This is a genomic window from Streptomyces sp. M41(2017) (assembly GCF_002078175.1).
In the GTDB taxonomy this organism is placed as follows: Bacteria; Actinomycetota; Actinomycetes; order Streptomycetales; family Streptomycetaceae; genus Streptomyces.
Window position 1 is genome coordinate 102011 of the sequence record NZ_MWFK01000001.1, and the last position, 15453, is coordinate 117463.

At 71.7% G+C, this 15453-nt stretch carries 11 protein-coding genes; 4 read left to right on the plus strand and 7 right to left on the minus strand.

Annotated features, from left to right (window positions below; translation table 11 throughout):
- Positions 1 to 15: 15 nt before the first annotated feature.
- Genes murD through rsmH form a run of 7 tightly spaced genes read right to left on the minus strand, consistent with a single transcriptional unit; the run spans position 16 to position 9152 of the window.
- On the minus strand, positions 16 to 1443 hold the full coding sequence (gene murD, locus B0675_RS00445) for a UDP-N-acetylmuramoyl-L-alanine--D-glutamate ligase (RefSeq protein WP_081216735.1): 1428 nt from the start codon (positions 1441 to 1443) through the stop codon (positions 16 to 18).
- Positions 1425 to 2498: a phospho-N-acetylmuramoyl-pentapeptide-transferase gene (gene mraY / locus B0675_RS00450; RefSeq protein WP_081216736.1), complete on the minus strand. Its 1074-nt coding sequence runs from the start codon at positions 2496 to 2498 to the stop codon at positions 1425 to 1427. The genes murD and mraY overlap by 19 nt, the downstream gene beginning before the upstream one ends.
- Positions 2495 to 3901 (minus strand): UDP-N-acetylmuramoyl-tripeptide--D-alanyl-D-alanine ligase, encoded by a 1407-nt coding sequence (gene murF, locus B0675_RS00455; protein WP_081216737.1) that lies wholly within the window; start codon positions 3899 to 3901, stop codon positions 2495 to 2497. Before murF ends, mraY begins: the two co-directional genes overlap by 4 nt.
- Positions 3902 to 3905: 4 nt before the next feature.
- The gene (locus B0675_RS00460) at positions 3906 to 5573 is read right to left on the minus strand and encodes a UDP-N-acetylmuramoyl-L-alanyl-D-glutamate--2,6-diaminopimelate ligase (protein WP_179165209.1); all 1668 of its coding nucleotides are present in this window, start codon (positions 5571 to 5573) and stop codon (positions 3906 to 3908) included.
- A 57-nt stretch (positions 5574 to 5630) separates the two neighbouring features.
- Positions 5631 to 7583, minus strand: coding sequence for a penicillin-binding protein 2 (locus B0675_RS00465; RefSeq protein ID WP_277624232.1), 1953 nt, complete (start codon positions 7581 to 7583; stop codon positions 5631 to 5633).
- Between the two features lie 5 nt (positions 7584 to 7588).
- Positions 7589 to 8125 (minus strand): hypothetical protein, encoded by a 537-nt coding sequence (locus B0675_RS00470; RefSeq protein ID WP_081216740.1) that lies wholly within the window; start codon positions 8123 to 8125, stop codon positions 7589 to 7591.
- A gap of 22 nt (positions 8126 to 8147) precedes the next feature.
- Entirely contained in the window at positions 8148 to 9152 is a 1005-nt protein-coding gene (gene rsmH / locus B0675_RS00475; RefSeq protein ID WP_081216741.1) for a 16S rRNA (cytosine(1402)-N(4))-methyltransferase RsmH, read from the minus strand.
- A gap of 425 nt (positions 9153 to 9577) precedes the next feature.
- On the opposite strand from rsmH, the gene B0675_RS00480 reads away from it, so the two are divergent.
- The 4 genes from B0675_RS00480 to B0675_RS00495 all read left to right on the plus strand — a co-directional run bounded on the left by B0675_RS00480 (position 9578) and on the right by B0675_RS00495 (position 15183).
- On the plus strand, positions 9578 to 10126 hold the full coding sequence (locus tag B0675_RS00480; protein ID WP_081216742.1) for a carbonic anhydrase: 549 nt from the start codon (positions 9578 to 9580) through the stop codon (positions 10124 to 10126).
- A 265-nt stretch (positions 10127 to 10391) separates the two neighbouring features.
- Positions 10392 to 11429 (plus strand): MoxR family ATPase, encoded by a 1038-nt coding sequence (locus tag B0675_RS00485; protein ID WP_081216743.1) that lies wholly within the window; start codon positions 10392 to 10394, stop codon positions 11427 to 11429.
- Positions 11429 to 12790: a DUF58 domain-containing protein gene (locus tag B0675_RS00490; RefSeq protein WP_107482527.1), complete on the plus strand. Its 1362-nt coding sequence runs from the start codon at positions 11429 to 11431 to the stop codon at positions 12788 to 12790. The genes B0675_RS00485 and B0675_RS00490 overlap by 1 nt, the downstream gene beginning before the upstream one ends.
- Positions 12787 to 15183, plus strand: a complete 2397-nt coding sequence (locus B0675_RS00495; RefSeq protein WP_081216745.1) for a DUF3488 and transglutaminase-like domain-containing protein — start codon at positions 12787 to 12789, stop codon at positions 15181 to 15183. Before B0675_RS00490 ends, B0675_RS00495 begins: the two co-directional genes overlap by 4 nt.
- Positions 15184 to 15453: the final 270 nt, after the last annotated feature.

Here is a 15453-nt window from a genome sequence, read left to right on the forward strand (position 1 = left end):
GGCGAGCCGGCCGGGTCAGGCGCCGAGTTCGCGAACCGCCTCCGCGAACGCGTCACCGCGCTTGTTGTAGTTGGCGAACATGTCCATGGACGCGCAGGCCGGCGCCAGCAGCACCGTGTCCCCGGGCTCGGCGAGCCCCTTGGCCTCCTGGACAGCCGCGAGCATCGCCCCAGTGTCGGTCCGGTCGAGGTCGACGACGGGTACTTCCGGGGCGTGTCGCGCCAGGGCTTCGCGGATCAGCGCGCGGTCCGCCCCGATCAGGACGGCGCCGCGGAGCCGCTTCGCCGACTTGGCGACCAGCTCGTCGAAGGTCGCGCCCTTGGCGAGCCCGCCGGCGATCCAGACGATCGACTCGTAGGCCGCCAAGGAGGCTTCCGCGGCATGCGTGTTGGTCGCCTTGGAGTCGTCGACGTAGGCGACCTCGTCCACGTCGGCGACGTGCGCGATGCGGTGGGCGTCGGGGGTGAAGTCCCGCAGCCCGTCCCGTACGGCCCGGGCGGGCACCCCGTAGGCGCGTGCCAGGGCCGCCGCGGCAAGGGCGTTGGCGATGTTGTGCGGGGCGGGCGGCCGGACGTCGGAGACCTCGGCCAGCTCCTGGGCGTTCTTCTGCCGGTTCTCGACGAAGGCGCGGTCGACCAGGATGCCGTCGACGACGCCGAGTTGGGAGGGCCCGGGAGCGCCGAGGGTGAAGCCGATCGCCCGGCAGCCCTCCTCGACGTCCGCAGCGCGCACCAGGTCCTCGGTGGCCTTGTCGGCCACGTTGTAGACGCAGGCGACCCGATTGCCCTCGTACACGCGGCCCTTGTCGGCGGCGTACGCCTCCATGGAGCCGTGCCAGTCGAGGTGGTCCGGCGCGAGGTTGAGCACCACGGCGGAGTGGGCGCGCAGCGAGGGCGCCCAGTGCAGCTGGTAGCTGGAGAGTTCGACGGCGAGGACGTCGTACTTCTCCTCGCCGAGGACCGCGTCGAGCAGGGAGACACCGATGTTGCCGACCGCGGCCGTGCGCAGGCCCGCCGCCTTCAGGATGGAGGCGAGCATCTGGACGGTGGTGGTCTTGCCGTTGGTGCCGGTGACGGCGAGCCAGGGAGCGGGCTCCCGGCCGTCCAGGTCCCTCAGCCGCCAGGCCAGTTCGACGTCGCCCCAGACGGGGACGCCCGCCGCCTCGGCTGCGGCGAACAGCGGCTTGCCGGGCTGCCAGCCGGGGGCCGTCACGACGAGGTCGGTGCCCTCGGGCAGGGTCGCGCCGTCACCGAGGCGCACGGTGACGCCGAGCGCCTCCAGTTCCGCGGCCTGCGCCCGGGCCCGGTCGTCGTCGCCGTCGTTGACGACGGTGACGACCGCGCCGAGGCCGTGCAGGACCTTGGCCGCCGGGATGCCCGAGACTCCGAGTCCGGCGACGGTGACGTTCCTGCCCTGCCAGTTGGTCACTTCTTGGCTGCCCATCCTGCGTAGAAGAGGCCGAGTCCGACGATGACGCACATGCCCTGGATGATCCAGAAGCGGACCACGACAAGGACTTCGGACCACCCCTTGAGTTCGAAGTGGTGTTGCAGTGGTGCCATGCGGAAGACGCGCTTCCCGGTCAGCTTGAAGGAGCCGACCTGGATGACCACCGACATGGTGATGAGGACGAAGAGGCCGCCGAGCAGGGCGACCAGGATCTCCGTGCGGGAGCAGATCGCGAGACCGGCGAGCGCGCCGCCGAGGGCCAGCGAACCGGTGTCGCCCATGAAGATCTTGGCGGGCGAGGTGTTCCACCACAGGAAGCCGAAGCAGGCGCCCATGAGGGCGGAGGCGACGACCGCGAGGTCGAGTGGGTCGCGTACCTCGTAGCAGGCGCCCGGGTTGGTCAGGGTCGCCGCGTTGGCGCAGGACTCCTGGAACTGCCAGACGCCGATGAAGGTGTAGGCACCGAAGACCATCGTCGCGGCGCCGGTGGCGAGACCGTCCAGACCGTCCGTCAGGTTCACGCCGTTCGACATGGCGAGAATCATGAACAGGGCCCAGACCACGAACAGCACCGGGCCGATGGACCAGCCGAAGTCCTGGACGAACGAGAGCTTCGTGGAGGCCGGGGTGTTGCCGCGGTTGTCGGCGAACATCAGCGCCAGCACCGCGAAGCTGATGCCGACGATCAGCTGTCCGGCCATCTTCGCCTTGGCCCGCAGGCCCAGCGAACGCCGCTTGATGATCTTGATGTAGTCGTCCAGGAACCCGACCAGGCCCATGCCCGCCATCAGGCCGAGCACCAGCAGGCCGGAGAACGTGGGCGTGTAACCCGTGATCACCTTCGACAGGAAGTACGCGATGATCGTCGCGAGGATGAAGGCGATACCACCCATGGTCGGCGTACCGCGCTTGCTGGCGTGCTCGCGCGGGCCGTCGTCGCGGATGTACTGGCCGTAGCCCTTGCGGGCCAGCAGCTTGATCAGCAGCGGAGTGCCGACCAGAGTCAGGAACAGGCCAATGACTCCCGCGAACAGGATCTGCTTCATCATCGGGCGGAAACCTCACCCTCGGCACCGTCGGAGAGCAGCGCCAGCGCCACCCGTTCCAGCCCGACGGACCTGGACGCCTTCACGAGTACGACGTCTCCCGGGCGCAGCTCGCTGCGCAACAGGTCGACAGCCGCCTGTGCGTCGGACACGTGCACCGACTCCTCACCCCACGAACCCTCGTTATATGCGCCCAGTTGCAGCCAGGACGCTTCCCTGCCCCCGACCGCGACGAGCTTGCCGACATTGAGCCGGACGGCAAGCCGTCCGACCGCGTCGTGCTCGGCGAGCGCCTCGTCCCCGAGCTCGGCCATCTGACCGAGCACCGCCCAGGTCCGCCTCCCCTTGCCCATCGACGCGAGCGCGCGCAGGGCGGCTCGCATGGACTCGGGGTTCGCGTTGTAGGCGTCGTTGACGACCGTCACGCCGTCCGGACGCTCGGTGACCTCCATCCGCCAGCGGGAGAGGGAGCCCGCCTCGGAGAGCGCACGGGCGATCTCGTCTGCGGACATGCCCAGCTCATGGGCGACGGCGGCCGCGGCGAGCGCGTTCGACACGTGGTGCTCACCGTACAGGCGCATGGTCACATCACTGCACCCGGAGGGTGTGCGAAGGCTGAAGGCGGGCTGTCCGTTCTCCGTGAGGCGGACGTTCTCGGCCCGTACGTCCGCTTCGTCGGACTCTCCGAAGAGGATCACGCGCGCCTTCGTACGGGAGGCCATCGCGCGGACGAGGGGATCGTCCGCGTTGAGGATCGCGGCGCCTTCCTCGGGAAGGCCCTCGACCATCTCGCCCTTTGCTTGCGCGATCTGTTCGCGGCCGCCGAACTCGCCGATGTGGGCGGTGCCGACGTTGAGGACGAGACCGATCTTCGGCGGGGTGAGTCCGGTGAGGTAGCGGATGTGCCCGATGCCGCGGGCGCCCATCTCCAGGACGAGGAACCGGGTTTCCGCGGTGGCGCTGAGCGCGGTGAGGGGCAGTCCGATCTCGTTGTTGAGGGAGCCGGGCGTGAAGACCGTCGGCGCCTTGATCCGCAGCACCTGCGCGATGAGGTCCTTGGTGCTGGTCTTGCCCGCGGAGCCGGTGAGCGCGACGAGGGTCGCGCCGAGGCGCTCCACGACGTGGCGGGCGAGGGCGCCGAGAGCGGCCTGCACGTCGTCGACCACGATGGCGGGCACGCCGACGGGGCGGGACGCCAGGAGGGCGACCGCGCCGGCTCCGACCACCGCCTCGGCGAAGTCGTGGCCGTCCGCGCGTTCGCCGACGAAGGCGACGAAGAGGCTGCCGGGCTCCACTTCACGGGAGTCCCGGACGACCGGTCCGGTGACCTGTACCGCCGGATCCGGTATGTCGTACGTCTGCCCGCCGACGACTGCTGCGATCTCGGCGAGAGAGAGGGCGATCACAAGTTCATCCCTGGGTCTGCTGGATAGCTTCGCGAAGCACCTGGCGGTCGTCGAAGGGACGCACCACCCCGGCGATGTCCTGGCCCTGCTCGTGTCCCTTGCCGGCGATCAGCACGGTGTCGCCCGGCTTTGCTCGCGCGACGGCCGCGGCGATGGCGGCGGCCCGGTCCTCGAAGACCTGGACCTCGCCGCGCTCGTGGGCCGGCACCTCGGCGGCACCCGCGAGCATCGCGGCGAGGATGGCCAGGGGGTCCTCGGAGCGGGGGTTGTCGGAGGTGAGGACGGCGGTGTCGGCGAGCCGGGCCACGGCCGCGCCCATCGGCATCCGCTTGGTCCTGTCCCGGTCGCCGCCGCAGCCGAGCACCACGTGCAGCTCACCCTCGGTCACCTTGCGCAGGGCGCGCAGGACCGACTCGACGGCGTCCGTCTTGTGGGCGTAGTCGACGACGGCGAGGTACGGCTGGCCCTCGTCGATCCGCTCCAGGCGGCCCGGGACGCCCGGTACGGCGGCGACGCCGTCCGCGGCGGTCTGCGGGTCGATCCCCGCGACGGCGAGGGCGACGATCGCGGCGAGGGTGTTCGCCACGTTGAACGGGCCGGCGAGCGGCGAGCGCGCGGTGATCCGCTCGCCCTTGGGGCCGACCGCGGTGAACGTCGAGTCCATCGGGCCGACTTCGACGTCCTCGGCGCGCCAGTCGGCGTCCGGGTGGCCCTCGGCGGAGAAGGTGACGACGGGGACACCGGCCTCCACGGTGAGCCGGCGGCCGTACTCGTCGTCGAGGTTGACCACGCCGAGCCTGCTGCGCTCCGGAGTGAACAACTGGGCCTTGGCCTGGAAGTAGTCCTCCATGCCGGAGTGGAACTCCATGTGTTCCGGGCTCAGGTTGTTGAAGACGGCGATGTCGAAGACGCAGCCGTCGACGCGGCCGAGGACCAGCGCGTGGCTGGAGACCTCCATCGCGACCGAGTCGACCCCGCGCTCGCGCATGACGGCGAACAGGGCCTGGAGGTCGGTGGCTTCGGGGGTGGTGCGCTCCGACTTGATGCGCTCGTCGCCGATGCGCATCTCGACCGTGCCGATGAGCCCGGTGGAGCGGACGGTCTTCAGACCGCCCTCGACCAGGTAGGCGGTCGTGGTCTTGCCGGAGGTGCCCGTGATGCCGATCTGCAGGAGATCGCGCCCCGGGTGGCCGTAGATGGTGGCCGCCAGCTCCCCCATCGATCCGCGCGGGTCGTCGACGACGAGGACCGGCAGACCGGTGGCCGCGGCACGCTCGGCGCCGGTCGGGTCGGTGAGGACGGCGACGGCACCGAGTCCGGCCGCCTGGGTCACGAAGTCGGCGCCGTGCAGACGCGCGCCGGGCAGGGCGGCGTACACGTCACCGGGGCGCACCGCGCGGGAGTCATGGGTGATGCCCGTGACCTCCGCGTCGCTCCCCGGCTTCTCGGCGCCCAGCTGATCGGCCAGTTCTCCGAGATGTGTGGCGGAGACGTGAACCGGTCGCGGCGGCCCCGGATATGTCACAGGAACGCCCTTCTGGGTGGTTTGGGACTGATCAGCGGTTGGCACGGCGGTGAGCGTACCGGGCGCACCCCCGCCGGGGCGAAGCGAGGGCGGAGGCGGGTCCTGCGCCGAGGAGCGGTTCCCGGGGTCCGGGGTGATCGTTGTCACGAGTGGTTCCTGGTCCGTTGTGCGTGGGGGCTGATCAGGGTGAGCGGTCGGGGGTGGTCACGGCGTGTAGGTGACGGGCAGTCGGGCGGCCTGGGCGCCGGTGGGCGGGACCTGGAGGGTCTTCAGCGCGAACTCCATGACCTGCTTGTAGACGGGCCCGCAGATCTGACCGCCGAAGTAGCTGCCCTTGGTGGCGTTCTGGATCGCGCAGTACACGGTGATACGGGGCTTGTCCGCGGGGGCGAACCCGGCGAACGACGAGGTGTAGCCGTGGTACTTGCCGGTGGCGGGATCCACGCGGTTGGCCGTACCCGTCTTGCCCGCGACCCGGTACCCGGGGATGCGCGCCTTGATGCCGGTGCCCTGCTCGTCGTCCACCACGGACTCCAGCATCTGGGCGAGGGTCTTCGCCGTCTTCTCGCTGACGACCCTCGTCTTCTTGGGCTCGGCGGCGGGGGTGAAGCGCCCGTCGGGCCCCTTCGCCCCGCGTACCAGCGTCGGCTCGATCCGGACGCCGCCGTTGGCGATCGTCGAGTAGACGGACGCGGCCTGCATCGCGTTGATGGAGACGCCCTGGCCGAAGGGGATCGTGTACTGCTGCGAGGTCGACCAGGTGTCCGGGGGCGCGAGGATGCCCGCCGTCTCACCGGGGAATCCGAGCCCGGTGTGGCTGCCGATGCCGAACTTGCGCAGGTACGAGTAGAGGACCCGGTTGGCCTGCTTCTGCGTCTTGCCGAGCTGGCCGGTCGCCAGGATGGTGCCGATGTTGCTGGACTTGGCGAGGACGCCGTTGAGCGTCAGGTACCAGGTGGCGTGGTCGATGTCGTCCTGGAAGAGCCGGTCGCCGCGGTGCAGCCTGTTGGGCACCACGACATGCGTGGTCGGCGTCGCCGCGTTCTCCTCCAGGACGGCGGCCATCGACATCAGCTTGGCGGTGGAGCCGGGTTCGTACGCGTCCTGGAGGGCCGCGTTGCCCATGGCCGCCGCGTTGGCCTGGGTGAGGTCGTTGGGGTCGAAGCCGGGCGAGTTGGCCATGGCGAGGACCTGGCCGGTGCGGGTGTCCTGCACTATCACGTAGCCGCGGTCCGCCCTGGACTTCTTCACCTGCTCGGTGATGGCGTCCTGCGCGGCCCACTGGATGTCCCGGTCGATGGTCAGCTCGACGTCGGAACCGGCCACGGCGGGCGTCTCGGTGGAGCCCACGGTCGGCACCTGACGGCCGCCGGACTGGGCGTAGCGGATCTTGCCGTCCTTGCCGGACAGCTCCTTGTCGAGCTGCTGCTCGACGCCGCCGCCGCCCTTGCCGTCGGCGTTGACCCAGCCCAGTATCCCGGCGGCGAGAGCGCCGTTCGGGTACACGCGCTTGCTGGCTGGCACCGCGAGGACGCCCGCGAGGACGTTGACGGTGCCCTTGTCGGTCTCCGCCTTGGTCGCGAGCGTGCTCTTCAGGTCCTTGATCTGCTGCCAGACCTGCGGGGTGCGCCGGTGCGCGAGGAGCGTGTAGCGGGTGTTCTTCGCACGCAGCTTCTTCGCGACGGTGTCGGTGTCCTGGCCGATGATCGGACCGAGCAGCGCCGCGGCCTGCTCGGGCGCGTCCGTCACCTTGGTGGCCGCTTGCGTGAACATCGTCGGGTCCGCGGTGATGTCGTACGCGTCGACGCTCGTGGCCAGTTCGATGCCGTCGCGGTCGGTGATCCCGCCGCGCACGGCGGCCAGCGTGCGCCCGACGTACCGGTTCTGTTCGGCCTTCGCCGCGTAGGTGCTCGCGTCCACGGCCTGGACCTGGAGGAGCCGTACGACGAAGGCGATCATCACCAGCGTCAGCGCGAGGCTCACCATGCGCAGCCGGGGGCGCGGGCTGCCGAGCCGGATGACGCGCGGTCCTGCGGGGCGGCGCGAGACCGGCCGGCGTACGGGCCGGCCGCCGGGACCCGGTCGGCGCCGGCCGCCGGGGGGCACGGGCCGGGCGGGGCCGGGCACACGGCGGCGGGGCGGTTCCCTGTCGGACACTTCCGTCACCTGCCGGGGATCGTGGAGGGCTGTGTGGACGGGGCGGGGGCCCGGGTGGTGAGCGGGCCCGGGGAGGACTGCCCAGGGGCGGGCGGGGCCGCGGGGCTCGCCGGTGCGGCCGTGACCGGGGCGAGGACCTCGGGCGGCGGGGTCACCGGCGTCCGCGCGGCGGACTGCCGGGCGGCGGATCCGGGGACGCCCAGGATCGAGCCGTCGGGGTTGAGGAAGGCCGGGTCGCCGCCGGGGACCATGCCGAGCTCGCGGGCGCGGCGCTGGAGGGCGTCGGGCGCGGAGTAGGCGTCCACGTCGCGCTGCAGTGCCTGTTCCTCGTCGGTCAGGCTCTTGGTGTCCTTCTGCAGGTCGTCGAGGCGGAACGCGCCCTCGCTGAGCGCCGAGTTCAGGACCAGGAGTCCGATGAGGCCGCCGCCGAGCAGGAGGACGACCAGCAGGACGAAGGGGGTGCGGGCGGCCTGTCCGGCGCCGGCCGGCAGAAGCCGTGCGAGCCGGGCGGCCCTCCCCCTGAGTTCGGGTTTTCCGCTCACTCGCCCTCCTTCTCCCCGCGCCTCACTCGGCGGCGTCCTCACGGATGCGTTGCGCTCCCCGCAGCCGGGCGGGTGCCGCTCGCCGGTTCTCGGCGACCTCTTCCTCGGTGGGAAGTTCGGCACCGCGGGTGAGGAGCTTGAGCCGGGGCTGGTACCGCTCGGGGACGACGGGCAGTCCGGGCGGCGCGGTGTTGGCGGCGCCGGCCGCGAACACCTGCTTGACGAGCCGGTCCTCCAGCGAGTGGTACGACAGCACGGCGACGCGTCCGCCGACGGCCAGCGTCTTCACCGCCGCGGGGACGGCCCGCTCCAGGACGCTGAGTTCGCCGTTGACCTCGATGCGCAGCGCCTGGAACGTCCGCTTGGCCGGGTTGCCGCCGGTGCGCTTGGCCGCCTGGGGCAGCGCGTCGCGGATCAGCTCGACGAGGCGGGCGCTGTTGGTGAACGGCTCCTTGTCGCGCTCGCGCACGACGGCGGAGACGATCCGCTTGGCCTGCTTCTCCTCGCCGTACGCGCGCAGGATCCGCACGAGTTCGCCGGGCGGGTAGGTGTTGAGGACCTCGGCGGCGCTCATGCCGGTCGTCTGGTCCATGCGCATGTCGAGCGGCGCGTCCTGCGCGTACGCGAACCCGCGGTCGGCCTCGTCGAGCTGCATGGAGGAGACGCCGAGGTCGAACAGGATGCCCTGGACGCGCGGGATGTCCAGGCGGTCCAGCACGTCGGGGAGTTCGTCGTAGACGGCGTGCACCAGGGAGGCCCGGTCGCCGAAGGGTGCGAGGCGTTCCCCGGAGAGGCGCAGCGCCTCCTTGTCGCGGTCCAGGGCGACGAGCCGTACGTCGGGGAACCGGGTGAGGAGTGCCTCGCTGTGACCGCCGAGGCCCAGCGTGCAGTCGACGACCACGGCTCCGGGCTCGGTGAGGGCCGGGGCGAGCATGTCCAGGCACCGCCGGAGCATGACCGGGACGTGCCGCTGTCCCTCCGGTCGCCCGCTGCCGTCCTCGGTCGGAAGCGCTTCGCGCCCTTGCATTCCGGGCCCTCTCAGGTCCGGCGCGGCGATACGCACCGCCGGGTCCCCACCCGCTCGGGAAGGGGAGGCCTGCTGGCGCCGGATGAGAGGCGTCAGCCGACCGGGAGCGGGAGGAGGCCGAGCCGTACGTACGCGCCGCGCACGTGGGGAGACGCCGGAAAGTCGCCGGGTCTCCAGGGAAGTCAGTCCAGCGGGGAGAGCCTCGCCTCCCGCTTCGCGTCACTTTAGTCCACGGTGTCGCGCGGTCAATCAACCGGCCTGCGCGTCGCGGGCACCACTCGGAACGAAGCCGCATATCGGCATGAATCACCCGTACGGGCTGACCGTCACCGCCCGTGTGGATTAGCTCACAACAAGCCGCGATGGCGTTCTTTGTCCCCTCTCACAGCAGGACTACTCCGCACGTGACCAGTAACGTCGTGGCTATGACGACCTCTGCATCCGTTCCCACCGAACCCGAAGGCGCCATAGCCGCGGACCGCACCGTCACGGACCGGCTCGTCGACGCGAACGGGCAGTACGCCTCCGCGTTCACCGACCCGGGGATGGACGCCCGCCCGGTGCTGCACGTCGCCGTGGTCGCGTGCATGGACGCCCGGCTGGACCTGCACGCCGCGCTCGGCCTGGAACTCGGCGACTGCCACACCATCCGCAACGCGGGCGGCGTGGTCACCGACGACGTGATCCGTTCCCTCACCATCAGCCAGCGGGCGCTCGGCACCCGCAGCGTGGTCCTCATCCACCACACCGGCTGCGGCCTGGAATCCCTCACCGAGGAGTTCCGCCACGACCTGGAGATGGAGGTCGGCCAGCGCCCCGCGTGGGCAGTCGAGGCCTTCCGGGACGTCGAGCAGGACGTACGCCAGTCGATGCAGCGCGTGCGCACCTCCCCGTTCCTGGTGCACACCGACGACGTGCGCGGCTTCGTCTTCGACGTCACCACGGGTCTGCTCCGCGAGATCGACCCCGCCTGACCCTCGGCCCGCGAAGCCCCAGGTCGCCGCGGTCGTCACCGCGTGGGACCCTCTCTTCACGAAAAACCCCGGCCTCACGGTGCCCAAAGGACCGTAAGAGCTGACATATCGCGGCCAGTTGTCCACAGGCGAGTGACACGAACCGGTAACGGCAACAAGAATGCGGGTGTGGCGTCACGCGGAACTGTTCGCGCGTGGTGTCCGTGTTTCGGGGTGGGCCGGTCCGCACAGGGCGTCGGCCCGTGAAAGGGCCGAGGAGGGCCGGGTGACGACCTATGACGATCGAGCGAGCCTCACTGATCTGACCGCCACTGCGGAGCGTGTCCGCAGTTCGGTGGAAGGAGTGATCGAAGGCAAGCCTGAGGTCGTACGGCTTTCGCTGACCGTGCTGCTCGCCGAGGGACATCTCCTGATCGAGGATGTCCCCGGCGTCGGCAAGACCATGCTGGCCAAGGCACTGGCGCGGTCCATCGACTGCTCGGTGCGGCGTATCCAGTTCACACCCGACCTGTTGCCGTCGGACATCACCGGTGTCTCCATCTGGGACCAGCAGCGGCGTGACTTCGAGTTCAAGCCGGGTGCAATCTTCGCGCAGATCGTGATCGGCGACGAGATCAACCGCGCCTCGCCCAAGACGCAGTCCGCGCTCCTGGAGTCGATGGAGGAGCGGCAGGTCACCATCGACGGGCAGACCTACGAACTGCCCAGCCCGTTCATGGTGGTCGCCACCCAGAACCCGGTCGAGATGGAGGGCACCTACCCCCTCCCGGAGGCCCAGCGGGACCGCTTCATGGCCCGCGTCTCCATCGGCTACCCGAGCGCCGAGGCCGAACTGCAGATGCTGGACGTGCACGGCGGGGTGAACCCGCTGGACGACCTCCAGCCCGTCGCCCACGCGCACGACATCGTCAAGCTGATCGACGCGGTCCGCACGGTCCACGTCGCCGACCCCGTCCGCCGGTACGCGGTGGACCTGGTGGCCGCCACCCGCACCCATCCGGACCTCAGACTCGGCGCCTCGCCGCGTGCGACGCTGCACCTGCTGCGCGCCGCCAAGGCGTCCGCCGCCCTCAGCGGCCGTGACTACGCCCTGCCGGACGACGTGCAGGCGCTCGCCGTCGCGGTCCTGGCGCACCGCCTGCTGCCCACGGCCCAGGCACAGCTGAACCGGCGAACGGCCGAGCAGGTCGTCCTGGAGATCCTCCAGCACACCGCCATCCCCGCCGCACCCCAGCAGCAGTCCGGTCTCACGATGGGCCGGGGGGCACCCACGTTCGGCCAGCAGCCGCCCCGGAGGCTCTGATGAGCCACGGGGGCCCGGAGCACACCGCCGAGGAGGACAAGGGCGGGCTGCGCACCGCGCTCGCCGGGCTCACCACACGCGGGCGGTCCTTTCTGGCCGCCGGCGTGGCCGCCGCGATCTGCGCCTACGTCCTCGGGCAGAGCGACCTGCTCCGGGTCGGCCTGCTCCTCGCCGTGCTGCCGCTGGTCTGCGCCACCGTGCTGTACCGCACCCGCTACCGGGTCGCCGGCAGCCGCAGGCTCTCCCCCGGGCGCGTGCCCGCCGGCTCGGAGGCCCGCGTCCACCTGCGCATGGAGAACGTCTCGCGGCTCTCCACGGGACTGCTGATGCTCCAGGACCGCGTGCCGTACGTGCTCGGTCCGCGTCCCCGGTTCGTGCTGGACCGGGTGGAGGCGGGCGGACGCCGCGAGGTGTCCTACCGGGTGCGCTCGGACCTGCGCGGCCGGTACCCCCTGGGCCCGCTGCAGCTGCGCCTGACGGACCCGTTCGGGATGTGCGAGCTGACCCGTTCCTTCTCGACGTACGACACCCTGACGGTCATCCCCCGCGTGGAGGCGCTGCCGCCGGTGCGGCTGGCCGGCGAGGCCAAGGGGTACGGGGACGGACGGCAGCGGTCGCTGGCGCTCGCCGGCGAGGACGACATCATCCCGCGCGGGTACCGCTACGGCGACGACCTGCGCCGCGTGCACTGGCGGCTCACCGCGCGCTACGGCGAGCTGATGGTCCGTCGCGAGGAGCAGCCCCAGCGCTCCCGCTGCACGGTGCTGCTCGACACCCGGGGCGTCGCCTTCCGGGGCGCGGGCCCCGACTCGGCCTTCGAGTGGGCCGTCGCGGGCGCTGCGTCGACGCTGGTGCACATGCTCGAACGGGGCTTCTCCGTGCGGCTGTTGACGGACACCGGCAGCTCGGTCCCCGGCGAGGGCGCCGAGGGTTTCACGGGCGCCAGCCAGGAGTCCGCGGACGCCGCCGGAATGATGATGGACACGCTCGCCGTGATCGACCACTCGGACGGTACGGGCCTGTCCCCCGCGTACGACGTGCTGCGCGGCGGGAACGAGGGGCTGCTGATCGCCTTTCTCGGGGACCTCGACGAGGAACAGGCCTCGGTGCTGGGCAAGATGCGCCAACGCAGCGGCGGGGCCGTCGCGTTCCTGCTGGACAGTGAGTCCTGGGTGCGGGAACCCTCCGACGTGTCCGGCCCGTTGGACAGGAGCGAGGACCGCTTGCGCATGTTGCGTGAGGCGGGCTGGACCGCCGTCACGGTGCCGCGGGGGGTGCCCCTCGCCGAGCTGTGGCGGGAGGCGGACCGCCTGCGCACGCACATGGCGTCGACGGGGACGACCACGGGGGGTGGCATATGAGCGGGCGGGCCCGACTGGCCGTGTGCGCGACCGCGGCCACACTGATGGCCTCCTGCGCGCTGCTGCCGCTGGTGGACCCGGCGACCTGGCTCTTCCAGGCCGCGTTCCTGCTGGCCGTCCAGAGCGGTGTGGGCGCCCTGACGCGGCGGGTGCCGCTGGCCCGGCCGCTGACCGTGGCCGTGCAGGCGCTGGTGACGCTGATGATGCTGACCCTGGTCTTCGCCCGTCGGCAGGCCGTCGCCCTGATCGTGCCCGGCCCGGAGGCGTTCCAGCACCTGGGAACCCTCCTCCAGGCGGGCACCGACGACGTCGGCAGGTACTCGATCCCGGCCCCGCTGTCCGACGGCATCCGGCTGATGCTGGTCGGCGGTGTCCTGGTGATCGGGCTCGCGGTGGACGCCCTCGCGGTGACCTATCGCAGCGCCGCCCCCGCCGGACTGCCGCTGCTCGCGCTGTACTCGGTCGCCGCCGGTCTCGCCGGTGGCGGCGCGGCCTGGCTGTGGTTCCTGCTCGCCGCGGCCGGCTATCTGATGCTTCTGCTGGCCGAGGGCCGCGACCGGCTCTCGCAGTGGGGCCGTGTCTTCGGCGGCGCCCCGCGCGCGCCCGGCCCGGACCTCGCCACCGGCGCCGTCGCGCCCGTCAGGACGGGGCGGCGGATCGGCGCCGTCGCGCTGGGTATCGCCCTGGTCGTGCCGCTCGCCCTGCCCTCCCTGGAGGGCGGTCTGCTGGACGGCACGGGGCGGGGCGTGGGGAACGGCCCCGGAGGCGGCGGCACCATCTCCGCCGTGAACCCGCTGGTCTCGCTCCGCGACAGTCTGAACGTGGACGAGGACCGCACGGTCATGACCTATCGCACCAACACGAACGAGACGCAGGACCTGTATCTGCGGATCGTCTCGCTGGACGACTTCGACGGCACGGCCTGGAAGCCGGCCCAGCGGCACATCCAGGAGGTGCCGAAGACGTTCCCGGCGCCGATCGGTCTCGGCGGTGACGTCCGGCGGTCCGCGATCCAGACCCGCATCTCGGCGGCCGAGTGGTACGGGCAGGACTGGCTCCCGATGCCCTATCCGGCCAGCAAGGTCGACATCAGCGGCTCCTGGCGGTACGAGCCCGTGGGGCGCACCCTCGTCGGCGACCACGGCCAGAACACCCGTGGTGTGCAGTACCAGGTGACGAGCCTGATGGTGCAGCCGACGGCGCAGCAGCTGGCGGACGCTCCGCCCCCTCCGGCCTCCCTGAAGCGGGAGTTCACGAAGGTGCCGGAGTCGTTGCCCGCGGTCGTCGCGAACACGGCCCGCAAGGTCACCCGTGGCTCGGCCAACCAGTACGAGCAGGCGGTCAAACTCCAGGACTACTTCGCCGTCAGCGGCAATTTCCGGTACGACACCCAGGTGCAGGCCGGCAGCGGCTCCGCCGCGATCGCCCGGTTCCTGAAGGAGAAGGAGGGCTTCTGCGTCCACTTCTCCTTCGCGATGGCGGCGATGGCACGGACGCTGGGGATCCCGGCCCGCGTGGCGGTCGGTTTCACTCCGGGCACCCCGCAGGCCGACGGATCGATGTCGGTGGGGCTGCGGGACGCGCACGCCTGGCCCGAGCTGTACTTCGAGGGGGTGGGCTGGACCCGCTTCGAGCCGACCCCCAGCCGGGGCACGGTGCCGGCGTACACGCAGTCGGACACCCCGGGCAATGACCTGCCGGTGGTGCCGAGGCCGTCCGACTCGGCGTCCTCGGCGCCCTCCACGGCCCCGTCGGCCAGCGAGAGCTGCTCGACGCAGTTGCGGAAGCTGCAGGCCTGCCCGAGCGAGTCCTCGGCGGCGGCGATCGGCCCGTCCGACGACGACTGGCCCTGGTTCAAGATCCTCGCGCTCACCCTGGCCGGCCTTCTCGTCCTGGGTCTGCCGCTGCTGCCGATGCTCTGGCGGATGAGGGTCCGTGCCGTGCGGCTCGGCGGCCACGGCCGCACCGAGGCCGATGTCCCGGCGTACACGCTGGCGGCCTGGCTGGAGGTGACGGACACGGCGTGGGACCACGGGATCGCGCCGGAGGAGTCGCAGACCCCGAGAAAGGCAGCCGAGCGGATCGCCCGGCTGGGCGAGTTCGGGCCGGAGGCCTCGGCCTCGGTGCACCGGCTGGCCGCGGCCGTGGAGCAGGTGCTCTACGCTCCGCGTCCCCGCCCGGTGACGGGTCTCGCGGAGGACGCGCGCCGGATCGAGGGGGCCTTGAGAGCCTCCGCGAGCCGTCCCGCACGACTGCGTGCTCTTCTCGCCCCGCGTTCGGCCGTCCGGGTGGCCTGGTCCACGGCGGCAGCCTGGACCACGTTCAGAACGCGCCTGTCGGCCCGTCTGGACGCCGTCCTCCGTCGCCCCCGCCCGTCGGGCCAGAATCCCTGAGCGACACGGAGCCCGGCCGCAGATCTCGCACGATCCGCGGCCGGGCTCCGGTCTGTCGCGCCTCCCACGGCGGTGGCCCGTGGGCCCTCGGGCCGGGGCACCGCCCGGCGGCAGGCCGCACGGGCCGTCGATCATCGGGCGCAGACGTCAAGGGCCCGGCGTGGGCGGTTACCGCGATGCCCGGCCCAGGCCCGGAGAACGCCCGCGTGAGTCCGCACCGCGGGGCGTGGAAGGTGCCTGAACGCATGCCTGAGGGGGCGTCCACCCGAT

Bases quoted from the DNA above. Each gene is read 5' to 3' on its own strand.
- murD (WP_081216735.1), bottom strand. From the start codon at position 1,443: ATGGGCAGCCAAGAAGTGACCAACTGGCAGGGCAGGAACGTCACCGTC.
- B0675_RS00480 (WP_081216742.1), top strand. From the start codon at position 9,578: ATGACGACCTCTGCATCCGTTCCCACCGAACCCGAAGGCGCCATAGCC.
- rsmH (WP_081216741.1), bottom strand. From the start codon at position 9,152: ATGCAAGGGCGCGAAGCGCTTCCGACCGAGGACGGCAGCGGGCGACCG.
- mraY (WP_081216736.1), bottom strand. From the start codon at position 2,498: ATGATGAAGCAGATCCTGTTCGCGGGAGTCATTGGCCTGTTCCTGACT.
- B0675_RS00495 (WP_081216745.1), top strand. From the start codon at position 12,787: ATGAGCGGGCGGGCCCGACTGGCCGTGTGCGCGACCGCGGCCACACTG.
- B0675_RS00490 (WP_107482527.1), top strand. From the start codon at position 11,429: ATGAGCCACGGGGGCCCGGAGCACACCGCCGAGGAGGACAAGGGCGGG.